Annotated in this window: 20 protein-coding genes, 1 tRNA gene and 1 pseudogene; 9 read left to right on the forward strand and 13 right to left on the reverse strand. The window is 44.0% G+C overall.

Annotated features, from left to right (window positions below; translation table 11 throughout):
- Window positions 1-200: 200 nt before the first annotated feature.
- The 4 genes from mutS (at window position 201) to NI466_RS07100 (ending at window position 5,032) form a co-directional block, all read left to right on the forward strand.
- Window positions 201-2,849 (forward strand): DNA mismatch repair protein MutS, encoded by a 2,649-nt coding sequence (gene mutS, locus NI466_RS07085; RefSeq protein ID WP_253173198.1) that lies wholly within the window; start codon window positions 201-203, stop codon window positions 2,847-2,849.
- Between the two features lie 204 nt (window positions 2,850-3,053).
- Complete coding sequence (gene fdxA, locus NI466_RS07090) at window positions 3,054-3,377, forward strand: ferredoxin FdxA (RefSeq protein ID WP_253173199.1); 324 nt, start codon at window positions 3,054-3,056, stop codon at window positions 3,375-3,377.
- 137 nt (window positions 3,378-3,514) lie between these two features.
- Window positions 3,515-4,234 (forward strand): D-Ala-D-Ala carboxypeptidase family metallohydrolase, encoded by a 720-nt coding sequence (locus NI466_RS07095; RefSeq protein ID WP_004279938.1) that lies wholly within the window; start codon window positions 3,515-3,517, stop codon window positions 4,232-4,234.
- A gap of 132 nt (window positions 4,235-4,366) precedes the next feature.
- Window positions 4,367-5,032: an O-methyltransferase gene (locus tag NI466_RS07100; protein ID WP_253173200.1), complete on the forward strand. Its 666-nt coding sequence runs from the start codon at window positions 4,367-4,369 to the stop codon at window positions 5,030-5,032.
- A 168-nt stretch (window positions 5,033-5,200) separates the two neighbouring features.
- Here NI466_RS07100 and NI466_RS07105 read toward each other — a convergent pair whose 3' ends face one another.
- From NI466_RS07105 to NI466_RS07155, 11 genes and pseudogenes are all read right to left on the reverse strand, one after another.
- A complete protein-coding gene (locus NI466_RS07105; RefSeq protein ID WP_004279943.1) occupies window positions 5,201-6,043 on the reverse strand; it encodes a universal stress protein in 843 nt (280 codons plus the stop codon).
- 193 nt (window positions 6,044-6,236) lie between these two features.
- Window positions 6,237-6,854, reverse strand: a complete 618-nt coding sequence (locus tag NI466_RS07110) for a DapH/DapD/GlmU-related protein (protein WP_253173201.1) — start codon at window positions 6,852-6,854, stop codon at window positions 6,237-6,239.
- On the reverse strand, window positions 6,847-7,446 hold the full coding sequence (locus NI466_RS07115) for an IMPACT family protein (RefSeq protein ID WP_253173202.1): 600 nt from the start codon (window positions 7,444-7,446) through the stop codon (window positions 6,847-6,849). The genes NI466_RS07110 and NI466_RS07115 overlap by 8 nt, the downstream gene beginning before the upstream one ends.
- 119 nt (window positions 7,447-7,565) lie before the next feature.
- Complete coding sequence (locus NI466_RS07120; RefSeq protein WP_253173203.1) at window positions 7,566-8,753, reverse strand: beta-barrel domain-containing protein; 1,188 nt, start codon at window positions 8,751-8,753, stop codon at window positions 7,566-7,568.
- On the reverse strand, window positions 8,750-10,891 hold the full coding sequence (locus NI466_RS07125) for a type I secretion system permease/ATPase (protein WP_253173204.1): 2,142 nt from the start codon (window positions 10,889-10,891) through the stop codon (window positions 8,750-8,752). Before NI466_RS07125 ends, NI466_RS07120 begins: the two co-directional genes overlap by 4 nt.
- A pseudogene (locus tag NI466_RS07130) lies at window positions 10,888-12,354 on the reverse strand (TolC family outer membrane protein). Before NI466_RS07130 ends, NI466_RS07125 begins: the two are co-directional and overlap by 4 nt.
- Before the next feature lie 219 nt (window positions 12,355-12,573).
- Window positions 12,574-13,317, reverse strand: a complete 744-nt coding sequence (gene lptB / locus NI466_RS07135) for an LPS export ABC transporter ATP-binding protein (RefSeq protein ID WP_253158924.1) — start codon at window positions 13,315-13,317, stop codon at window positions 12,574-12,576.
- A complete protein-coding gene (lptA, locus tag NI466_RS07140) occupies window positions 13,317-13,883 on the reverse strand; it encodes a lipopolysaccharide transport periplasmic protein LptA (protein ID WP_180096557.1) in 567 nt (188 codons plus the stop codon). The genes lptB and lptA overlap by 1 nt, the downstream gene beginning before the upstream one ends.
- Entirely contained in the window at window positions 13,867-14,415 is a 549-nt protein-coding gene (gene lptC / locus NI466_RS07145; protein WP_004729873.1) for an LPS export ABC transporter periplasmic protein LptC, read from the reverse strand. Before lptC ends, lptA begins: the two co-directional genes overlap by 17 nt.
- Before the next feature lie 33 nt (window positions 14,416-14,448).
- A complete protein-coding gene (locus NI466_RS07150; RefSeq protein ID WP_004279958.1) occupies window positions 14,449-14,988 on the reverse strand; it encodes a KdsC family phosphatase in 540 nt (179 codons plus the stop codon).
- Between the two features lie 3 nt (window positions 14,989-14,991).
- Complete coding sequence (locus NI466_RS07155) at window positions 14,992-16,035, reverse strand: KpsF/GutQ family sugar-phosphate isomerase (protein ID WP_253173205.1); 1,044 nt, start codon at window positions 16,033-16,035, stop codon at window positions 14,992-14,994.
- A gap of 432 nt (window positions 16,036-16,467) precedes the next feature.
- Here NI466_RS07155 and cysS point away from each other — a divergent pair, with 432 nt between their 5' ends.
- The 4 genes from cysS to NI466_RS07175 all read left to right on the forward strand — a co-directional run bounded on the left by cysS (window position 16,468) and on the right by NI466_RS07175 (window position 20,078).
- Window positions 16,468-17,889, forward strand: a complete 1,422-nt coding sequence (gene cysS / locus NI466_RS07160) for a cysteine--tRNA ligase (RefSeq protein WP_253173206.1) — start codon at window positions 16,468-16,470, stop codon at window positions 17,887-17,889.
- A 62-nt stretch (window positions 17,890-17,951) separates the two neighbouring features.
- Window positions 17,952-18,027 (forward strand) — tRNA-Gly (locus tag NI466_RS07165).
- Between the two features lie 191 nt (window positions 18,028-18,218).
- A complete protein-coding gene (locus NI466_RS07170; RefSeq protein ID WP_005246684.1) occupies window positions 18,219-19,007 on the forward strand; it encodes a hypothetical protein in 789 nt (262 codons plus the stop codon).
- 93 nt (window positions 19,008-19,100) lie between these two features.
- Entirely contained in the window at window positions 19,101-20,078 is a 978-nt protein-coding gene (locus tag NI466_RS07175; protein ID WP_253173207.1) for a fatty acid desaturase family protein, read from the forward strand.
- Window positions 20,079-20,109: 31 nt separating this feature from the next.
- On the opposite strand, the gene NI466_RS07180 is transcribed toward NI466_RS07175, so the two are convergent.
- Both NI466_RS07180 and yfcF read right to left on the reverse strand, forming a co-directional pair.
- A complete protein-coding gene (locus tag NI466_RS07180; RefSeq protein WP_253173208.1) occupies window positions 20,110-21,051 on the reverse strand; it encodes a cation diffusion facilitator family transporter in 942 nt (313 codons plus the stop codon).
- Between the two features lie 131 nt (window positions 21,052-21,182).
- On the reverse strand, window positions 21,183-21,824 hold the full coding sequence (gene yfcF / locus NI466_RS07185; protein WP_004729879.1) for a glutathione transferase: 642 nt from the start codon (window positions 21,822-21,824) through the stop codon (window positions 21,183-21,185).
- Between the two features lie 241 nt (window positions 21,825-22,065).
- On the opposite strand from yfcF, the gene NI466_RS07190 reads away from it, so the two are divergent.
- A complete protein-coding gene (locus NI466_RS07190; RefSeq protein ID WP_253173209.1) occupies window positions 22,066-22,782 on the forward strand; it encodes a glutamine amidotransferase in 717 nt (238 codons plus the stop codon).
- The last annotated feature ends 117 nt before the right edge of the window (window positions 22,783-22,899 follow it).

The raw sequence follows: 22,899 nt of genomic DNA on the forward strand, positions 1-22,899 counted from the left end.
TGTTAGAATCCGTTTCAGAAATTCAAAAATCGAATCATCTTATTCTTAGTATTTTAACCACATACCAAAAAAAGGTACACTAAAAGGTATACTTACTCATTGGATTGTTCAGGTTTAGACAAGATTCAACAGGATTCGTCAGGAAAAGTTTTGTATGCAATTAATTGTAAATATTATTAATTTTAAAGGTTTTAAGTGACATGAATACAGAAAATATAGGACCTGACCTATCCACACTAACACCTATGATGCAGCAATACATGTCGGTGAAAATGCAGCATCCGCATTCTTTGATGTTTTATCGTATGGGTGATTTTTATGAACTGTTCTTTGAAGATGCACACAAGGCAGCCAAGATTTTAGGCATTACCCTGACCCATCGTGGTAAAGCCAATGGTCAGCCGATTCCTATGGCGGGCGTGCCTTATCATGCAGCCGAGGGCTATCTGGCACGTCTGGTCAAAAAAGGCGAAACCGTGGTGATCTGCGAGCAGATCGGCGAAGGCGAGAGCGCAGGCACTCGCGGAAAGGCACCTATGGAGCGTGGTGTAGTTCGGATTATTACGCCGGGCACCCTGACCGATGATGCCATGCTCGGTGCACATCAAAGCTCGAATCTGGTGGCTTTATGTATTCAGCAGAGTCAGATTGGCATTGCACTTCTCGATCTCAGCGCTGGCTTATTTAAAGTACAGCAGCAGGATTATGATCTTAACCAGCTCATGATTGAACTGGCACGTTTGATGCCAAGCGAAATTCTGCTGGATGAAAATATCGCTGATCCGACATTGACCGAACAACTCAAACAGCAACTGGATATCTCGGTCACCAAACGTCCAAATGTTGATTTCAACCTGAATAATGCACAAAAAACCTTATGTGACCAGTTTGCCGTCAGCACGCTTTCAGGTTTCGGAATTGATCATTTACCTTTGGCTAAAGCAGCCGCAGCGGCACTGATTCACTACGCCAAAGAAACCCAGAAAACTGCGTTACCGCATATCCGCACGATTCAGCTAGAACAGAGTTCAGATTTTATTGCTTTGGATCCGGTGACACGCCGTAATCTTGAACTGATTGAGCCTTTATTTGAACATGGGACATCCTTATTTCAGCTGATCAATGATTGCCAGACTGCCATGGGGGGGCGCTTGCTCAGTCGCACCCTGATGCAACCTTTACGCGATACCGCCTTGCTGGATGAGCGCCTGGATGCCATTCAAGCCCTGCTGCAAGTTTTCCACGAAGTACCTGTACGTTTGGTACTAAAAGAAATTAGCGATATTGAACGCGTGCTGAGCCGTATTGCGCTTGGCAGTGCCCGTCCACGTGATCTGGTGCAATTGCGACAGGCCTGCGCGCAAATTCCATTTTTACGCCATGCCCTGCAACCGATTGTCAGTCAGCAACAGTCCAAACTTTTAGTACAACTCAATGAAGAACTCGGCGACTTCCATGATCTACATCAACGTCTGATGTCCGCCATTGTGGAAAATCCACCCGTCCTGCTTCGTGATGGTAATGTCATTGCAGAAGGTTTTGACAGTGAACTCGATGAACTACGTCAGATTCGTGATCATGCCAGCCAGTTCCTGATTGATCTGGAAATTAAAGAGCGTGAACAAAGCGGCATTCCGGGACTGAAAATTGGCTACAACCGCGTCAGTGGATATTATATTGAGCTGACCCGCGCACAGGCTGAACAGGCACCCGAGCACTATATTCGTAGGCAAACCCTGAAAAATGCCGAACGCTACATCACACCTGAACTGAAAGCATTTGAAGACAAAGTCTTATCAAGCGAATCGCGTGCCTTGGCCCGTGAAAAAATGCTGTTTGAAATGCTGCTGGATGAACTGCGTCAGGATATCGGCAGTTTACAGATGATGAGCAGCGCAATTGCCCAGATTGATCTGATTGCTAATTTTGCCCATCAGGCGCGTTTACGCAACTGGTCGCGTCCAAAATTTAGCCCTGAAATCGGTGTAAGTATCACTGCTGGACGACATCCAGTGGTAGAAGCCCTCAGTAAATCGGCCTTTACTCCGAACGATACGCGACTGGATTTTTCCCATCGCATGGCCATCATTACCGGCCCCAACATGGGTGGTAAATCCACCTTTATGCGCCAGACTGCATTGATCATGTTGCTGGCTTATTGTGGTGCCTATGTTCCAGCGCAAGCTGCAACTTTAGGTCCGGTTGACCGTGTCTTTACCCGTATTGGTTCTGCCGATGATTTATCGACCGGCAAATCAACCTTTATGGTGGAAATGACCGAAACCTCGCAAATCCTGCATCATGCCACCAGCCAGTCTTTGGTACTCATGGATGAAGTTGGCCGTGGAACCAGTACCTATGATGGCTTGTCTTTGGCTTGGGCCTGTGTGCTGGATCTGACCAAACGCATTCAATGTTTATGTCTATTTGCTACCCATTATTTCGAACTGACTGAACTGGATAAGGAAAGTGGCATTAATAACTACCATGTCACGGCCAAAGAGCTGAATGGTAATCTGATTTTATTGCATAAGGTGCAACATGGCCCGGCCAGTCAAAGTCATGGCTTGCAAGTCGCGAAATTGGCAGGCATTCCGGCTGCGGTGATTAAAGAAGCGCAAAACCGCTTAAAGATTCTGGAAAAACAGCATCAGGCCAAGCCACTGAGCCCGCAGCATGATCTGTTTGCAATGCCTGAAGTTATGGAGCCTATAGAACGTATCATCGAAATTGAAAAAGAATCGCCTGCACTGGACTTACTCGAAGATATTGATGTAGATAGTTTAACTCCGCGTGAAGCCTTGCAGCAGTTATATGCTCTCAAAGACCTGATCAAACAGCCAAGTTAATTCTCGGTCCTAGACCTCATCTGGCATAGGGTCGATGTCCTGAACATACCGATGAATGCTGTAATTCATCGGTATGCGACCTTTTTTCAAATTTAACAGCCCTATATATAACAAATATCAATAAAAGGAATTGTTAGTTCCCCCTGTTTTTGCCTAAAATACAGCATTCGTAATTAGAACCATATTTTTTAGGTAGCTGTCGCCATGACCTTCGTTGTCACTGAAAATTGTATTAAATGTAAATATCAAGACTGTGTTGAAGTTTGCCCTGTAGACTGTTTCTATGAAGGTCCTAACTTCCTTGTGATTAACCCGGACGAATGTATCGACTGTGCGTTATGCGAACCTGAATGCCCGGCAAATGCAATTTTTTCTGAAGACGAATTACCAGAGGGTCAAGAAGTCTTTATTGAACTGAACGCTGTCCTGTCACAAAAATGGCCAAATATCACACAAATTGGTGACCAGCCAGCAGACCGTGAAGAATGGAATGGCAAAGCAGACAAATTACAATACCTTGAAAAGTAATTAGTTTAAACTTTAAAAGATCAGCATTTGCTGATCTTTTTTATACTCAACGCACACATTTCATTGCAATATTCTCCAAATTTCTCCCTATATTTAGTCTAAAATAGCGCTATTTTGTAAATATCTGATTTCTATAAATGAAGAACTTGTTAAAGGGATTATTGAGTCTTTGTATAATTCCTCTTGTTTTTGTGGGCTGTACCACGACCACAAAACAACCTGGACAGGCCACCACACCTGCTGGAAAACGGATTTACATTCCACAAGAACGTGTTCAATACGATCGTAAAGCCCACCCGAAAACTGTGCCTTATGTGTATACTCACTGGGTATCGGCACTGGATAATTTGTCACGCGTGCGTGAATATGAGGTTTTTCTGGAACGTCATGGGGTTGGCAATATCATTCCGAGTTTCGAGTTGATGCGTACTGCACGTGATTGGGCCAAGTGTGGTCGTTCCCAATACATGATTCCGAGCCGTGAATTATGGGCCAATCAGATCCCAACTTTAAAAGTCTTTAAATATCTGGTTGCAGCCAATGTACTGACTGATTTTGAAGTCACATCAGTCTATCGTGACTTGCCTTTAAACCAGTGTGCCGGCGGTGCCAATTCTTCACGCCATCTTTACAACTCTGCGATCGATTTCCGGATTGGGCCTGAATATCCCCAAGCACAAGATTATAGTTATATTGAAAATACCAAGTTTAAATTGTGCCAGTTCTGGGTGCAGCATGGTCAAAGCCTGAATATGGGACTCGGCATGTATGCTTCTGGCCAGATCCACATCGATACCCAAGGTTATCGTACTTGGGGACCGAGTTTAGGCCGTAATTCCTCAATGTGTAATTACTAAGTCATGACAAATGTTCTACAAAGTTCATGCAGGACTTTGTAGCGCCTAAAAAATCATCACCTATAGAACAATAAATTGCGCTCTGCCGCGAAAAGTTTAAAATGCACGCATCGCAATCGAGGTGCTAAGACTATGCAACAAATGTGGACAGACATTGATCACTATATTGATTCACATTTAATTCCTGAAGACCCTATTCTGAATCAAACTCTTGAGAATACCGCAGCGCACGGTTTTCCTGATCACCTGGCTGTAGCACGGAATCAAGGCATGTTGTTGCAGATGCTGATCCAGATGAACCAATGTAAACGTGTACTGGAACTCGGCACATTTGCAGCATATAGCACCATGTGGCTGGCACGTGCGTTGCCGGATGATGGCTATATCCTGACCATTGAAGGACGTGATACCCATGCAGCGATGGGTCAGGAAAATATTGATCGCGCGCAGCTTAAACAGACCGTCGAACTGAAATGCGGCCGTGCAGCAGATGTGCTTAAAGCCCTGCCTGAAGATACGGAAGCTTTCGATTTCATCTTTATTGATGCAGATAAACAGAGTTATCCGGAATATCTGGAACTCAGTTTAAACCTGTCGCACTCAGGTACGCTTATTTTTCTAGACAATGTGATTCGTGCTGGCGAGATCATTAATCCGGACAATAATAAACCAAGTATTGAAGGCATTCGTGACATGTTTAAAGCGCTTCAAAATCATCCACGTATCTTGTCATGCACTGCTTTACAAACGGTTGGCAGCAAAGGACATGATGGTTTTGCACTCGCGATTGTGAAATAAAACAAGAAGAACAAAAATCACCCAATGACATATTTACCATAAATAACATTAACTTATAAATATTAACCACAGAGTTATCCACAATATATGAGGATAACTCTGGTCATTTTTAAATCAAGCTGTAACAATTTACGATTAGACTTCGCGCTTGGCTATTATATGCAATTCTCACTTCGCAACCAGTAACGGTACTTTTGAATTCCGGAAAATCGTGGTCGCAATACTGCCCAAAAAGAACTGGTGAATTTTACTGTGACTAAATGCACCCAACACGATCAGCTGAATTCCGAGTTCCTGCTGATAGGTCAAAATATTTTCTGCGACATCGCCATAGCGGTATTGTGGCACCACATCTAAACCAGCCTGATTTAAATATTGCAAAGGCTCATTCAGAATCTCAGCATGATCACCGATATATAACAAATGGCATTGCAATAAGCGCAGCAGATCACTTTCCGCAATCCGTTTCATCATCTTGATACAGGTCGGTGAATATTCATAGGCGAAAATAAATCGTGTCGGCGGCTTAAACTGTTCTCCGACCGTCATCACGGTACAGTTTGCCCCACGAATAAAATTTTCCACATTGGTGCCAATTGGTTTATTTTTTTCAGCGGAGCGTTCACCGAGTAATCCAATCACTGCGATATCATCAGGCTGCAGGATCTGAAAGCTTTGTTCCAGAAAATCACCCTTTTCCTGAATATGGGTGGTTTGAATGCCGTGTTCTGCCAGAATCCGCTCCGAAATGTGTTGCAGCAGGTTATTGCTATAATCCAGCGCGATTTCACTTTGTTTTTGTTCAAGCTCAGCCAGTTCTTTCAGTAACATGGCATTACTTTCAAAGCCAATCACTCCGCTGATTTCCCCCAGATGATAACTGGCCGGGTAATAATCCAAAACCTGTAACAGAACCAGTTCACGGCCAGTCTGTTTGGCAATCCATGCCGCCGCGTCTGCCAGCGCGTTTATACATGGCGATGAGTCGATGCAGGCGATGACACGTTTCATGTTTAGCCTCTCTTCTATTTATGATAAAAATTTCTTAGTTATTTTTAACTTAGCATAAGCATTCAAAAATGTGCAGCGAAATCTGTAAGGCTTGGCTTGAAATATGTTAACTTTTATGTGAACAAATATAGATCAATATATCGAACCCTCTGCTGAGTCAGTCGGTTGTATCAAGCAATTGACTTCCAAAAGCTTATTCACGATAGCGAATGAATTGGGCCGGATTACCGGCGACAATCGCGCGTTCCTCAACATTCTTGGTCACCATACTGTTCATTCCCACCACGGCCTGATCTGCGATTTTAATTCCATCCTTGATACCCACATGTGCACCCAGCCATACATCCCGCCCAATCTCGATGCCTTGCGAACGTACTGGCTGCTGATAAATCGGCTGCTCAGGATTCATGCCATGATCAAAGGCATAAAGATGACAATAAGCGGCGATACGCACCTGATCATGCAGTTTAATCCCTACTCGACCGCCATCCAGAATACAGTGATGATTGATCGCCACTTCATTACCGATCTCTAGGGGGCCATGTAAGGTGCAATCTGCAGCAATAAAGCTATTATCACCAATGATGATTTTGCGTCCCGGCTCCGCGAAAATATGTGCAAGAGGTGAAATAAAACAGTTTTCACCAATCTCGACGGTTTCCATTTCCATCAAGTAAGCCTGATAGTCCTTTTGCCACGCTTCTGCCCAACCGCGATTTTTTGGCTTTAAAGACCAGTACAGCCAAGGCATGTAATTCAGGCGATGTTTATGCTGCTCACGATATTTCAGTAATGGATCTACGTCAGTCATCTGTCGCTTCTTCTATGATTTTGAGCTGTTCACGGCCGCGGGTCACATCTTGAATTTTTAAGGCAAAAGGTTGAATTTGATGTAACTGAAATAAGGTGCTGATCTGCACCCCTTCGGCTGTATATTCTTCCTGATAATCGATTTGCTGCTGATTCAATTCATATTGAAAGATGGCCCATTCATTGAATTGACAGGAAAATTGCACCTTCTTCTTTTCAATCAGTTCAATTTTTTCTGCCAACAACAAACATTGCCCAGCACAACCGCCATAGGCCCGTACCAAGCCCCCTGTTCCCAGCTTGATCCCGCCATACCAGCGATTGACCAATACCAGCACATTGGTCAGCTCATTGCCTTCAATAGTTGCCAGAATCGGGCGTCCTGCAGTACCTGAGGGTTCACCATCATCATTAAAGCGTACCTGATGGCCAATTTTCCAGGCCCAGCATTGATGGGTGGTGCTTGGATCGCGATAAGCTTCTAGAAAATCTTTCACGTCCTGCTCATTTTCAACAGGGGTGGCAAAGGCCTGAAAGCGGCTTTTTTTAATGTCTTCCTCGAAACTGACCAGGCTGGCAATGGTAAATGGCATAACTTCAGACTTTAAACTCTCACTGCTGCAGTATACCTGCTTTGCACAGACAAATAAAAAGCCTCTCCACGGAGAGGCCTGATTTTAATCGATTGTTTTACTTATTTGCTTGGCAAATATTATCGTTCACGCAAGGCTTCTTTGGCTTTGTTAAACGGCTTAATCAGATAATCCATCACGGTTTTTGAACCTGTACGAATATCTACGGTAGCCACCATCCCTGGAGTAATATTGAACTCCTGCCCGGCATTATTGCTGAGCTTGTCGCTGTCGGTACGAATATACACCCGATAATAAAATTGATCCTGCTTGACTTCATCACGCAAGGTATCCGGTGAAATCATCGCAACTTTACCATTCAACCCACCATAGATCGAATAATCATAAGCTGTAATTTTAACGAATGCTTCCTGATCAGGGCGAATAAAGGCAATATCACGCGGCGAGATTCGTGCTTCAACCAGTAATTTTTCATCCAGTGGCACGATGGTCATCAACTTGCCATTTTGTGGAATCACGCCGCCCAGCGTCATCACATCAATCTCTTTGACGACACCGCGAACCGGTGATTTAAAAACAGTTCGGCTCAAAGTATCCGACTTGCCACGTACCACCTGTTGCTGGGTTTCTACATCAGTATTGGCTTTGGACAATTCTTCCCGCGCATTCACATAATATTGATTACGGATATCATTCATCTGATTACGCAGGTCATTGGCTTCACGTTTTAGACGCAACACTTCAACCTCACTGGCTGCCCCTTTGGCGACCAAGGGAGCGGTCATTTCCAGTTCTTGCTGCACCAGTAACAAAGCCTGTTCCAGGCCTGCAACAGATTCTTGCAAATTGGCTCGACGCGACTGATACAGGGCCGTTTCTTCTTTAACCAATTTGGGATATTTCAACACTTCTTCAGGAAAGACCAACGGTGCGCCGGTGACTTCCGCACGTAAACGGGCTGAAGTGGCACGTGATGACACCAGCAAGGATTCTGATTCACCGACGTTGGATTCAAAGCGGGTCGGATCAAGCTGGGCCAATACTTGCCCACGCTCGACAATCTCACCTTCTTTGACATTAAGTTTAGTCAAAATACCGCCATCCAGAGACTGAATCACCTGCTCTTTGGATGATGGAATTATTTTTCCGGTACCGGTAGACACTTCTTCCAATTTGAATAACCATGCCCAGCTCAGCAATACCAATAGGCCAATGCCAATAATCCAGATGATGACACTTGATTTGGGCAAGGGTGGTTCCTGAAAGCTGACCTTGCTGGAACGTTTTAGTTGCTGTAGTTCACTCATGCACTTGCTCCCACAACCCGCTTATTACCACCCTGCGACTGATTCAGGATCTGATCCCGTGGTCCATCCATCACAATCTTGCCATCATTGACCACCAGAATACGATCCACCAGTTCCAATACCGCACGACGATGAGTGGCGACGATCATCGTACGATGGGTTAAATACCCTTTAAGATGATCAATCAACTGTTTTTCTGACACATCATCAATGGCAGCGGTCGGTTCATCCAGTAGCAAAATTTTTGGTTGACGGATCAATAACCGTGCCAATAACAAGGCTTGACGCTGCCCACCAGAAAAGCCGACACCACCCTCTAAAATGATATGATCCAGCCCTTCTTTTTTCTCCTGTACAAATCCCAGTGCACCGGTAATTTGTAAGGCTTCCAGAATTTGCTGATCGGTGGCCAAAAGTGCACCCAAAGTCAGGTTTTCACGAATTGAACCATAAAATAACTGCGAGTTCTGATTTAGCAAACTCATATCACGCCGCACATCTGACGGATCAATCAGGGTCAGATCAATACCATCCAGCTTGACCTTGCCCTGTAACGGTGTCTGCATCCCAGACAAAAGCTGTAACAAGGTCGATTTTCCTGCACCATTACGGCCCAGAATCGCGATTTTCTCCCCCGGCTTGATTTCCAGCTTGGGAATCATCAAACTCGGTTTCGGATCATCATCGCCATATTTAAACACCACACCGTTGAGCTCATAATGCCCATCCAGTGCCGGACGATGAATCAGGTGCGAATAGTCCGGCTGATCCACCGGTTTTTTCATCAATTCATCCAGACCGGATTTCGCTACTTTGGCCTGCTGCAAGCGACCCAGTACGCCCGTAATTTGTGAAATTGGTGCCAGCATGCGTGAAGATAGAATCGAACAGGCCACCAGTGCGCCTGTGGTCATGTCACCCTCCATCATCGCAAAAGCCCCGACCAAGACTACAATTGCAAAGGTCAGTCCCTGAATTTTTTGGGTCCAGGCGGTCATCAAGCCGACAATTTTACGTTGCTGCATGCTGACATCGGCTGACACTTCATTCATATGATTCCACTGATTCTGGAAACGCGTTTCAGCTCTTAACAGCTTGATGTCTTCAATTCCTTGTACAGCTTCTACCAGCAAGGCATTGCGGATGGCAGATTCACGCATTCCCAACTGGGCCAGCTGTGCCAGTTTTTTCTGCGCCAGAATCCCTGGAAGAATCATTAAGGGCACAACGAGTAACATGACCCAGAACAGATTGCCACCGATCACCCAGAAGATGCCTAAGAACAGGAAGAAAAATGGCAGATCGGCAATGGCCGTAACTGTGGTTGAAGTCACCAGCTCGCGGACGCCTTCCAGCTCGCGAATTTGTGAAATAAAAGTTCCTGTCGATTTGGAACGTTCGCTGTTTTTAATCCGTAATGAATGACCAAATACCCGGTCAGAAATTTTTAAATCCGCGCGTTTACCAATAATGTCTGAAAGATAAATCCGCGAGACACGTAATACAAATTCAAAAATCGCAGCGATCAGCACGCCACCGGCCAACATCCATAACGTCGGAATAGATTGCGATGGAATGACACGGTCATAGACATTCATCGAGAAAACTATCGTGGCCAGTGCCAGAATATTGGCAATTAAAGACGCAAACATCACATCGATATAGCGCTTCCAGTCATTCAGGACAATTGACCAGAACCAGTTTTTCTCAAAGGGTTTGATATATTCATCCACCCGCGCATCTGGAACTGAAGATTCAGGACGCAGCACATAAAGATGCTTTATGCCAGTCTCTAACTGTTCAATCGTGAAACTTTGAGATAAACCTTCATCTCCACTGAGCTGAATGCTGACATTGCCCTGCGTGTCGATGCGTTCGATTACCCCCACATCACCACTATCGAATTCAGCCAGTAAAGGTAAACGCCATGGATTCAGCAGGCTGCGCTCAAATTTATTTTTACGGACATTTAAACCCATCTGACGACTGACTATCTTGAGCATGTCATCGATGTCATGATGCTGGTTCCAGTCCAGTTGCAGGCGTATCCGCTCCTCAGAAGGCTCGATCCGGTAATGCCGGGCAATATTTAAAACTGCCTGAAGCCAAGGTTGATAATTTATTATTGTAGTACTCATGGCTGAACTTCAAACCCCTGAATAGAAATGCTGTTAAGCGCGTAAATATCCCGTGTACGGCCCGTGACCTGAATGTACTGTACGATCGCCGAGTAAATGTCATAGCGTGCCGATTCAATTTCCTGCGCGGCACTATGAATGGCTTGCTCTGCATTCAGCAAATCCACTACGGTTCGGGTACCCAATTTATATTGTTCTTGATACAGCTCTTTGGTGCGTACCGTGGTTGCGCGGCGCTGGGATAAAACCCCCATTTGTTTTTGTTTATTTTCAATCTGCTCGCGGATCAAGCGCACCTGATCCTGCACATCCAGATAGACCGTATTGACCTGTGCGCGTGCAGCTTCTTCGGCATAGCTTGCGGCACGGGTCTGTGAACGCGTTGCACCACCCTGATACAAATTACTGCTGGCTTCAATCATGACTGAATTATAGAAGCCATCATCTTCATTATTATTTGGATTCCGTCCATTCATCGCCTGACTTAGACTGCCTTTAACACTAATGGTCGGATAAGGGCTTAGCCGCGCCTGATCTTTTTGCAAACGGGCAACATTGACCCCGGCATGGGCCAGAATCATGTTCGGAATCTGGGTAAATTCCGGATCCTAATAAAGATCGGCCTGTGCCACAATACGATCAGGAATATCCCATTCAACAGTGGATACATCAAATCCTAGCAAGGTACGCAAGCGTTGTTGATATTGTCTGAGCTGGGTCTGCTGTACAATCAGATTCGATTGCGCTGCTTCCAGATTGGACTGCGCCTGAATCGGGTCGGCCTGACTGCTGATTCCGGCGCGGGCACGCAAATTGGCAATTTCTGCAATCCTTCCAATGCCCTGAATTTGCTGTTGGGCAATCTGGGGAATTTGCTGATAGCGTTTGATACTCACTATTGCATCAGCCACTTCAAATGCGATCTGATCCAGACTGACCAGCACCTTGGCCTGTTCTTCTGCCAATCGCGCTTCTTCCACACTTACATTGGTTTTAATTTTGCCAAAGTCATACAGCATCTGGGTGGCATTCAAAGAAACCATTTGTTGTCCACGTTCACCGGAAGTGAGGTCACCTGTCCCGATACCCCCGGATAACTGCGGATAATAACCCGCTCTCGCCACATCGATATTCGCGGCCTGCGCAGATAATGTCGAAATACTCTGTGTGATTTCAGGACGTCGCTGCACTGCCCGGTGTACAGCTTCCACCAAATTCATTTTTTGTGGAATACCAGCTGTGACCGTAGGACTGAAAGCTGGCTGTCCTGACTGTGGCCGGGTAATTTGCGGCAGCTCAGCTACTTTTGATGTATCTAATGAATAATGACCGAGCGAGGTAATATCAATGGTATGCGCTGACCGTGTCGGCTTGGGTACAATCAGCTGATCCAAGCCATTCTTGAGATTGGTAAAATAATGAGATGAACTTTCTGCATGCGCCAAAGACACAGATAAAGGCAAAAGAAGAAGTATCAATCCCCTTCTTTTTTGATCTGTTTTCCCCTGATTTTTTTAAAGTGTTCTGCCCTAAATCGTATAATTATGTAATGTTTCTTGTTTTAGCCTAACCATATATCAAATCCCTTTAAAAGAAATCTTTTTCACTTTGATTTGATCAAAAAAAACCCTGCATCCGACAACTGGCGTCTGATGCAGGGTTTTTATATAAAGCAGGATTATTTAAACAGTGAAATCATCACCCAGATAAACTTTTCTCACGGTCTCATTCGCCAGAATTTCTTCTGGTGTGCCTTCAGCAAGCAATGCGCCTTCACTGACAATATAAGCATGCTCACAAATCGCCAGCGTTTCACGCACATTATGATCGGTAATCAATACCCCAATCCCACGATCTTTCAAAGTGGTGATGATATCTTTAATATCACCAACCGAGATCGGGTCGACACCAGCAAAAGGTTCATCGAGTAACATAAATTTTGGATCTGCTGCCAATGCACGTGCAATCTCGGCACGGCGTCGCTCACCACCGGAGACACTCATTCCTAAAGAATCTTTGATATGAGTGATTTTAAAGTCGGCCAAAAGTTCCGCCAGACGTTGCTGACGCTGGGCCTTGGTCAAATCCTTGCGGGTTTCCAGAATCGCCATAATATTTTGTGAAATTGTCAGCTTGCGGAAAATCGATGCTTCTTGCGGCAAATAGCCAATTCCCTTGCGTGCCCGTTCATGCATGGCCAGATCAGAAAGATCCAGATCATCCAGATAGATTTCACCTTTATCCATACGTACCAGACCGACGACCATATAGAAGCTGGTGGTTTTACCTGCACCATTAGGTCCGAGCAATCCGACAATCTGGCCACTTTCCATACTAAAAGACACATCTTTCACCACCCAGCGCTTATTATAATTTTTCGCCAGATGTTTGATGGTCAAGGTTTGAACTTGCTGCGATTGTTCCATTAATCACGTGCTCCTGGAAAGGATTGTGAAGCCGATGGTGGAATCACAATTTTTACGCGACCTTCAGCTGAACCGGTTTTATTCGGTGTACCAATCGCTTCAACATCACCTTTATTCATACTATATTTTAAAGTCGCACCACGAATACTGGCCCCATCCTGCTGCAATAAGGCATTACCAGACAGGGTAATAATTCCGGTTTCAGCATTGTAGACAATTTTCTGAGCCTGACCTTTGGTTAGACCTTTGGAGGCATCTACTTTTTGCTGGAACTGTGTCGGGCTACCGGTAGCCGTAATCAGGCTAATCTGGCGCTTATTGTTCAGATTGGCCACAATTGAATTGGCTTGCAGCTTCATGGTGCCCTGTTCAATGATGACATTGCCCGAATACGTCGTCACACCCGTCCGCTCATTGAAAGTTGCCCGGTCAGCCAGCAAGGTGATTGGCTGGTTACGGTCAGATGGCAGTGCAAAAGCAGCGATTGAACCGAGTCCAACCACAGTCGCCAGCGTCATACGCTTCAGGAAAGTGTGCATCATTTTGGCTTTAGGAGTTTGGTTCATACTTTCCTCGAATATTAAAGAATTCGTATTGACCATCATTAAGATTGGCTTTAAGACCCTGGCTGACAAATTCAGCCTGTGGAGATTCCACAATCACTGTCTTGTCTGTTTCAATTTCACGTGTTTTCGGAAAAGCGGTCAGTTCTTCAGTACGAAACTGCATTTTCCCATTTTGCATGATTTTGGTGGCGAACACTTCTTGAGAGAGTACAACTTTTGTATTGTCATCATAACCATGCGCCATTTTGGCAAAGAAAGTTGCATCGACTTTGCCATTGTCATAAGTCGATGCTCGCAGATTTTCTAGCTTTGAAGTTTCTAGCTGCAGGTTCTGCTCAAGTCGGTCCACTTGGGCACGAACCGACACCTGGCCTGTTTCATCCGTCTGGGTTAAGTTAATATTTTGAGCGGAATAGGTCATGCTGCGCGCAGAATCTGCCTGCAGCTTGTTGCCCTTGCCGCTGTAATAGTAATAACCACCACTTATTGCGGCAATAATCACAGCCGTAATATATAAAACTTTAGTATCCATAAGCGGTGTACTTAATCCAAAAGATATGACTTATTAATAAGGCGCACGAGTATATTTTTCAAGTAACTCTTGGTACATGCCTTTGGACATTAACAGCATATCGCAGATTTCACGCACCGCACCACGTCCACCTTGGGCCTGAGTCACCAGATCGGCACGGCGGCGAACTTCAACATGACCATTAGGCACGGTCACTTTCATGCCGGCAATGGCAAAAGCAGACAGATCAGGCCAGTCATCGCCCATGTACAGGCAATCTTCAGGATCAATGTTGAGCTGTGCGCAGGCTTCACGAAGTGCTGTACCTTTGTCTTCACGGCCCTGATAGACCAGATCAACACCCAGATCCGACATACGCTTTTCTACGATATTGCTTTTACGTCCGGTGATAATAATCACCTTGATCCCTGCTTGCTGAACCAGTTTCATGCCCAGACCGTCACGAATATCAAAGGATTTGATCTCATCGCCAGTATTGGTCAGCGTTACAAAGCCATCACTTAAAATACCATCTACATCAAGCACCAGTGCTGCAATATGACGTGCCTGCTCTAATAATACATAAGATGCCATTTATTAATTTACCCCAGCCTGAATCAGGTCATGCATACTAATCACACCAATGACTTTATTGGCATCATCAACAACTACAAATTGATTAATTTTATGCTCATTCATACGTTCCAGTGCCACCACTGCACGTGCTTCCTGAGAAATGGTCAACGGATTTTTGGTCATCACGTCCTGAATAGCCAGATTGACATCAAAACCTTGCTGCTTATCAATCAAGCGACGCAAGTCACCATCGGTAAAAATCCCCAGCAACACATCATTTTCATCGACGACTGTGGTTAAGCCCAAGCGCTTGTTGGAAATTTCGTACAATACTTTATTCATGGTGGTATCAGGCGAGACTTTCGGCAAATCGGCTCCAGTACGCATCAGATGCTTCACATGCAATAACAGACGCTTACCCAGTGCACCTGCAGGATGTGAGCGTGCAAAATCATCCGAGGTAAAGCCGCGAGCATCCAGTAAAGCCACCGCTAAAGCATCACCCAAAGCCAATGTTGCCGTCGTTGACGATGTCGGCGCTAAACCCAGTGGACAAGCCTCCTGAATATTACCCAGCGTCAAAGCCACATCAGCATTTTGTGGCATTGGACCACGATCATCACCACTGATTGTAATCAGCGGAATTTCCAGATGTTTGATGAGTGGCATCAACATCATGATTTCATCACTCTTGCCCGAGTTTGAAATAGCAATCAGCACATCACCTGCCACCAGCATACCCAAGTCGCCATGACCGGCTTCACCCGGATGCATAAAGAACGACGGTGTTCCGGTCGAAGCAAAGGTCGCCGCCATTTTACGGCCAATATGACCTGACTTGCCCATTCCGGTAATCACCAGACGGCCAGTACACTGTAGAATAATTTCACATGCCCGGCTAAAACGGTCATCAATCTGTGTTGCTAAAATCTGTAGTGCATTTTCTTCGATACGCAGTGTTTCAAGTGCGACTTTCTGGAAATCTAGTTGATTCGCTGTTTTTTGTGGATTCAAAGCCTGTTTACCTACGCTAAGGACAGAGAAAAACTCTGGTTTGATGGGCATAATTTTCGCAATTTTAGCATAGCTATGCAATTGTAAGCTTTCTAAATGTAGAAGATTCGACGGATTTTTAATATATTCAGATTGTATTCAACTTGCGCAATCTGGTATCTCCGCCTCTACATTCACTCCATTTTTAAAACTGTAGAATGTGCTTATTTTTATTTTTTATTAGAATATCCTCACTCTCGTCTCAATGAATGGGATTCATACTAAATCATCCTCATTTCAATTTAACTCAATTACCCTGACGGATACTGTCTCTGAAAATGTAAGCTCAATATCGCCATTTCACTTCCTGAACCTCTTCTTTATAAATCGCTCTCGTCGCCTAACTCCCCTAAATAACTGAGGCTTTTTACGCTTTTATCTTTATGAATAATTATGCTTAGGTTAAGATGATTCATCCTTTTATTTGAAGTCTTTTGAACAGCTATGCAACCATTTGTTCTATATAACTCAGAGCAACGCAAAAAAGTAGAATTCGTACCTCGTGTTGAAGGTCAAATTGATCTGTATGTCTGTGGTATGACGGTTTATGACTACTGTCATATTGGACATGCACGTACAGTGGTTGCATTTGACTATATTATCCGTTTCCTGCGTAGCCAAGGCTGGAAGGTCAAATATGTGCGCAATATTACGGATATTGACGACAAAATTATTAAACGTGCCAATGAAAATGGCGAAAGTATCTCAGAATTAACAGGTCGCTTTATTGATGCGATGAATGAAGACTTTGCCAAACTGGGCTGCCTTGCACCTGATGTTGCACCTAAAGCGACAGATTACATCGATCAAATGCAAGATATGATCGGCAACCTGGTCAACAAAGGTACGGCTTATCCTTCCAATAATGGTGATGTCTACTTTGAGGTCGAAAAATTCGCCAAATACGGTCGCCTTTCTGGCCGTAAACTGGAAGATATGCAAGCGGGTGCGTCTGAACGTGTCGACGTCGAAGTTGAAAAGAAACACCCGTTTGACTTTGTTCTCTGGAAACATGCCAAGGAAAATGAACCGTCATGGGCATCACCTTGGGGCAATGGCCGTCCAGGCTGGCATATTGAATGTTCAGCAATGTCGACCTGCTGCCTAGGCAATCATTTCGATATTCATGGCGGCGGTACTGATCTGACCTTCCCGCACCATGAAAATGAAATTGCACAATCTGAAGCATCTACTGGCGAACAGTATGTCAATTACTGGATGCATGCCGGATTTATTAATGTCGATGGCGAGAAAATGTCGAAGTCTTTAGGCAATTTCTTCACCATTCGCGACGTGATTGAAAAATTCCATCCGGAAGTGGTGCGTTACTTTATTGTCTCTTCCCATTATCGTAGCCCGGTGAACTATTCGGATGTTGCCTTAAAAGAAGCGAAAAATACCTTATCTCGTTTCTACCACTCATTTAAAACCTATCAGGCGATTTATGGTGATCATCTGATTGAAACTCTGGATGAGGCCTTAGTTGAGCGTTTTAATGCCGCTATGCGTGATGATTTCAATACGCCTGAAGCGATTGCGGTATTGTTCGAAATCAATAAAGAACTGAATCGTGCCGTGAAAGAAGAAAATGCGGAACAGGCAGCGATCTACTACGCAACTTTACGTCACCTGACCAATATTCTCGGTCTGGTACAGCAAAATGTAGATGAGTTCCTCAAATCTGACATTGGTCAAGAAGCTCTAGGATTGTCACCTGAACAAATTGAAGATTTGATTCAACAGCGTCAGGATGCCAAGAAAGCCAAAGAATTCGCACGTGCGGATGAGATTCGCCAATCTTTACTTGATCAGGGTGTTGTTCTTGAGGATACCCGTCAAGGTACTGTTTGGCGTCGTGCTGATTAATTAATCAAACAGATTTATAGAGAGTTGACACTGCTGTAGAATTCTCTATAATTCACCTCATTGCGGGAATAGCTCAGTTGGTAGAGCATAACCTTGCCAAGGTTGGGGTCGGGAGTTCGAGTCTCCTTTCCCGCTCCAGAATTCGAAAAACCCTTATCGAAAGATAAGGGTTTTTTTATTGTGTTTGTAAAAAATTTATTAATAAAATGCATATCTCAAATCACTTATTCATCCTTTTTTACCCTGACAATTTTTTGGTTTATTCATGACAAAGTGCTATTGTGAATAAACTTTAAAACTTTCAATCCCTTTCATAACGATATCGTTTCATGACTTATAAATTAAATGCTCGTCATCTAATTCTAGATCTTTTATATGCCTCTAAAAACTCAACCCTGTCTATTAAGCGCATATTAGCTGCTGCTGAATTATTGGGTATATCTGACAATGGTATCCGTGTCGCTGTGGCTCGATTAAATCAGGAAAATGTCATTCAAGCTATAGAGCGCGGCGTGTATCAATTGCTAGAGAAAAAATTTGATACTTCTTTTATCAGCTTAAACAAACACCCTGATATGCAAACGGCGACCATATGGAATGGAAAATATGTATTGGTCTATACCGGTACTTTGGGGCGTGTAGACCGTACAGCATTATCTAAAAGGGAAAAAGCGCTGCGTTATTATGGCTTTCAGGAACTAGAGCAAAATGTTTTTATTCGTCCCGATAATTTAACGCTAAACCTAAGTCCATTAAAAACAGCTGTAATCCAGTTTGGATTAGATCCTGACGCACGTTTTTTCCAAGTCAGTCAACTGGAAAGTGAAGCCGAAGTTCGTGATTTATGGGATATCGAAGAGCTACATCAGACCTATCATCAAGTACAGCATGATATTAACGACTGGTTTGAAAATTACCAAAATCTGACTTTAGCAGATGCTGCAAAAAGTGCCTTTTATCTAGGTAAATCAGCCTTATTTAGTTTACGTGCTGATCCTTTGCTTCCTGCAGAATGGATAAACACCGATGCTCGACAACAATTTGAGCTCGCAGTCCGCAAAATAGAAAAACAGGGTCAACTTTTATGGCAACACTATTTTAAAGACCAAGGGGTCTAATTTATTTCTTTTTTATACACAAAAATAAATTGACTGTAATATTTCATCCAAATATATTGAATACAGCAATAAGAACTAAATATAGGCAGAAGAATGAACAGCAAGGTCAGTGTCACAGAACTTTTTAGTCGTGATGAAATTAAAGAACTCACCACGACCTCAGACTTGCAGGGCGCTTGGGCAGTAGGTTCGACATGGACCATAATTGTTATGACCTTTGGCACGGTAGCCTATAGCTGGGAATATTTACCTACGTGGGGAAAAGTCCTGATGTGCGCGCTGGCATTGGCCATTCTTGCTGGACGCCAGCTTGCGCTGGCTATTTTGATGCATGATGCTTCGCATCATAGCCTGTTCAAGACCAAATGGTTGAACACTCATTTGACTGACTGGCTCTGTGCACGCCCAATCTGGAATGATGTCAGCAAGTATCGTCCTTACCATCTGAAACATCACGCTAAAACCTCGCAGCCAGATGATCCTGACTTGGGCTTGGTAAAAAACTTTCCTATTACGCAAAGCTCACTATTCAGGAAATTCTTCCGTGACCTGAATGGGCAATCTGGCTTTAAATTTCTCGCTGGTCGAGTATTAATGGATCTGGAATTATTGGAATGGAGTGTTTCCAATGACCCCAAACCAATTCCGCGTGGTGATCGCAGCAATTTAGAGTTAGCAAAGAATCTGCTGAAAAATAGTTCCGGTATGCTCATCTCAAATGCAGCAATTTTTTCTGCACTGTGGGCCAGCGGACATCCTAAACTGTATTTATTATGGCCTCTTGCCTATATCACTCCATTTCCTTTGTTCATCCGCATCCGCGCCATGGCTGAACATGCCGGATTAGAAACCAGTCATTCTGCCCTTAGCAATACCCGAACGACCCGTGCAGGTTGGCTGGCACGTGCTTTGGTTGCGCCAATTCATGTGAATTATCATATCGAACATCATTTAATGGCCTCTGTTCCGCATCAAAAGCTGGCGAGAATGCACCAGATGTTAAGGGAGCGTCAGTATGTCGATGCTCCACCAAGTTATCTGAATGTGATTCGCTCACTTTTAAAAAAATAAAAAATATTTCTGCTGTTAAGACTATTCAATTTTAATGCTGATGGCTTTCGGCATGTGAGTGCTGATGTGAGGATTGTCCCCGATGTTCCGGCGGACAATCTTCCGCTTCGATCTGCAAGGTCATCTCGGTAATATGATGCTCATGGTGGAGCATCTCGAAAGCTTGATGACGCAGTTTCCGATAATCCACATTCGGCGCAACCAGATGCACGGTCAGCATGACTTTTTTGGAAGTAATCGCCCAGACCTTGAGCTGATGAATGTCCTGAACCCCTTCGAGCGCCAAAAGATCGTGGCGTAATTTTTCAATATCAATTTCATCCGGCACACCTTCAAGCAGAATATTGATGCTCTGTTTCAGCAAAATCCAGGTTCTTGGCAACACCCAAAATCCGATCAATACCGCAATCAGCGTATCCACCCACATCCAGCCAGTGAAATAAATCACTAGCGCTCCAATAATCACGCCTACAGACCCCAGTGCATCACTCAGCACTTCCAGATAAGCGCCTTTGACATTGAGACTTTCCTGACTGCTAGACACCAGAATTTTCATGGAAATCAGATTAATGATTAGCCCCAAGGTGGCCACGATCATCATGCCCAAACTCTGGATTTCCGGCGGATGACTCAAACGCTGATAAGCTTCAAACAAAATATAAATCGCAACCACAAACAGCATTAAGGCGTTAAACAAAGCAGCCAAAATCTCAAAGCGCTGATAACCAAATGTCCGTTTATTGTCTGCCGGTTTTTGTCCAATTTTGATAGCGACTAAAGCGATAGCCAGTGCAGCAGCATCGGTAAACATATGCGCAGCATCAGAAAGTAAGGCCAAACTTTGAGTTAGAAAACCAGCAATCACTTCCACAATTAAAAAAGTGGTGGTTAATCCCAGCGCTATTGATAATTTTCTGGCATTTTTTGCAGTCACGGCGACATGACTATGTTCATGATGATGTGAATTCCCCACCGGCCCCTCCCTCCTTCTTATTCAACGAGGACTGTATCCTCAGCATCTTTTCAAGTTTTGTTCTGATTCATATTACGCTTGAATTTTACCTATTTAAGTAGGTTTTTTATGAACTGTTTTATCAGTCGACATTAGATTAAAGTTTTAGCTTTTTCATGTTCTGCCAGCCAGGCCTGTACCGAAGCACGCTTAAAATTACGCTCGACATATTCTATTATTTTCACAGGAAGTTTCACCTGATGGCTCAACAAACGATGCAACATAAAGGCCAGATCAAAGTCTGCAATTGACCAGTGTTCAGTCAACCATATGTCCTCCAGCATATATTCTGCCACATTCACCAAGCGCTGAATTTCTTCAGTGATCGGAGCTGTAAGAGGTATAGACATTTTTGCTAGATGAAATACCGAATCGGAAGGCATCTGCTGGCGGATTTGCATAAAATCGGTTTTGACCAAGGCTTGTATGGCCCGACATTTAGCTCTAGCATAAATTTCCTTAGGATATAAGGCTGGATAATTAGGTGCTGGAAAGGCATCTTCTAAGTATTCAGTGATCGCCCATGATTCAAACAGGCTAAAGTTATCTACTATTAAACACGGAACTTTAGCACTTGGACAAATGGCTTGATAAGCCGCAGATTTCTGTTGCTGCTGATCTAAATCAATCACGATTTCCTGAAAATCTAAACCCTTTTCTTTTAAGGCAACATAGACCGACATGGCATAAGGGCTGATTCTATTTTTATCGACATATAAACGTATATTTTGCATATCCTTGTTCCTGATAGGCTTGTTGTTTTTATTCAGTACGGCAGTCTTACTCTACTCTCTTTCCTATACAAAAGGAAAAATGAACTGCTTGATGTAGCGATCACACGAAAAATGTTTACACACTTACTGATAGTGCAGAGATGCTTATTATTTTTTATTTTGCACAGGATCGGTAGATAAAGCCTTTTATTTTGCTTTTGATTCACGTTAAATTAAATCATTCTCTTGATATCAAAAAACTATGCTGAACTTAGCCCACCTCCCCGATACCGTTTATGCCATTCAACATCTGGCTTTTGAAGACTTAGGCGCTTGGGAAGATATTTTTTATCAGCTCGGGTTACGTGTGCGTTATTTCGAAGCTGGTATCGATGATCTCAGCAAAGCTTATGAGCACCCCGGCTTAACGGTCATTCTCGGTGGCCCGATTGCAGTCTATGAAACTGAGGATTACCCTTTCTTACAACAAGAAATGGACTTACTTAAAGTTCGCTTGGAAAATAACTTACCGACGTTAGGCATCTGTTTAGGTGCACAGTTAATTGCTGCTGCATTGGATGCTAAAGTCTGTCCGGGAGATGTGAAAGAAATTGGCTGGTCTAAACTTAAGCTTGCCTCTATTGAAAATAATCCACTAAAAGCTCTCGAAGATATTGAAGTGCTGCATTGGCATGGTGATACATTTGACCTACCTGAACAGGTAGAATTACTGGCCAGCTCTGACCTTTATCCAAATCAGGCTTTTCAGGTAGGACAGAATATTCTAGCACTACAATTCCATGCTGAAGTGGCCAGTGAAAGTTTAGAGAAATGGCTGATTGGACATACCTGTGAGTTACGCAAAGCCCAGATCAATATTCCCGCCTTACGGGCGGATCATCAAAGCTATGCACCCGCGCTTGAACAGGCCGCCAGTTCGGTATTGCTGCATTATTTAGAAAACTTGCAACTTAAATAACCGTAATAAAAAAGCACCCAGTTGGGCATTGCTGTCCCACAATTTTTCACAAGAGGAAGCTCATTTGAGCTTCCTCTTGTTTTATGGGTATTTTATCGGGTGAAAATAAAGCTTTTA

The organism is Acinetobacter lwoffii (assembly GCF_024129595.1).
Taxonomy (GTDB): Bacteria; Pseudomonadota; Gammaproteobacteria; order Pseudomonadales; family Moraxellaceae; genus Acinetobacter; species Acinetobacter lwoffii_O.

Coding starts and splice junctions, on each gene's coding strand:
- cysS (WP_253173206.1), top strand. CDS start 16,468: ATGCAACCATTTGTTCTATATAACTCAGAGCAACGCAAAAAAGTAGAA.
- NI466_RS07120 (WP_253173203.1), bottom strand. CDS start 8,753: ATGAGTGAACTACAGCAACTAAAACGTTCCAGCAAGGTCAGCTTTCAG.
- mutS (WP_253173198.1), top strand. CDS start 201: ATGAATACAGAAAATATAGGACCTGACCTATCCACACTAACACCTATG.
- NI466_RS07095 (WP_004279938.1), top strand. CDS start 3,515: ATGAAGAACTTGTTAAAGGGATTATTGAGTCTTTGTATAATTCCTCTT.
- NI466_RS07100 (WP_253173200.1), top strand. CDS start 4,367: ATGCAACAAATGTGGACAGACATTGATCACTATATTGATTCACATTTA.
- lptA (WP_180096557.1), bottom strand. CDS start 13,883: ATGAACCAAACTCCTAAAGCCAAAATGATGCACACTTTCCTGAAGCGT.
- NI466_RS07115 (WP_253173202.1), bottom strand. CDS start 7,446: ATGCCATTTACCATTGCCAGCCTGGTCAGTTTCGAGGAAGACATTAAA.
- NI466_RS07155 (WP_253173205.1), bottom strand. CDS start 16,035: ATGCCCATCAAACCAGAGTTTTTCTCTGTCCTTAGCGTAGGTAAACAG.
- lptC (WP_004729873.1), bottom strand. CDS start 14,415: ATGGATACTAAAGTTTTATATATTACGGCTGTGATTATTGCCGCAATA.
- NI466_RS07170 (WP_005246684.1), top strand. CDS start 18,219: ATGACTTATAAATTAAATGCTCGTCATCTAATTCTAGATCTTTTATAT.
- NI466_RS07175 (WP_253173207.1), top strand. CDS start 19,101: ATGAACAGCAAGGTCAGTGTCACAGAACTTTTTAGTCGTGATGAAATT.
- NI466_RS07105 (WP_004279943.1), bottom strand. CDS start 6,043: ATGAAACGTGTCATCGCCTGCATCGACTCATCGCCATGTATAAACGCG.
- NI466_RS07110 (WP_253173201.1), bottom strand. CDS start 6,854: ATGACTGACGTAGATCCATTACTGAAATATCGTGAGCAGCATAAACAT.
- fdxA (WP_253173199.1), top strand. CDS start 3,054: ATGACCTTCGTTGTCACTGAAAATTGTATTAAATGTAAATATCAAGAC.
- lptB (WP_253158924.1), bottom strand. CDS start 13,317: ATGGAACAATCGCAGCAAGTTCAAACCTTGACCATCAAACATCTGGCG.
- yfcF (WP_004729879.1), bottom strand. CDS start 21,824: ATGCAAAATATACGTTTATATGTCGATAAAAATAGAATCAGCCCTTAT.
- NI466_RS07190 (WP_253173209.1), top strand. CDS start 22,066: ATGCTGAACTTAGCCCACCTCCCCGATACCGTTTATGCCATTCAACAT.
- NI466_RS07150 (WP_004279958.1), bottom strand. CDS start 14,988: ATGGCATCTTATGTATTATTAGAGCAGGCACGTCATATTGCAGCACTG.
- NI466_RS07125 (WP_253173204.1), bottom strand. CDS start 10,891: ATGAGTACTACAATAATAAATTATCAACCTTGGCTTCAGGCAGTTTTA.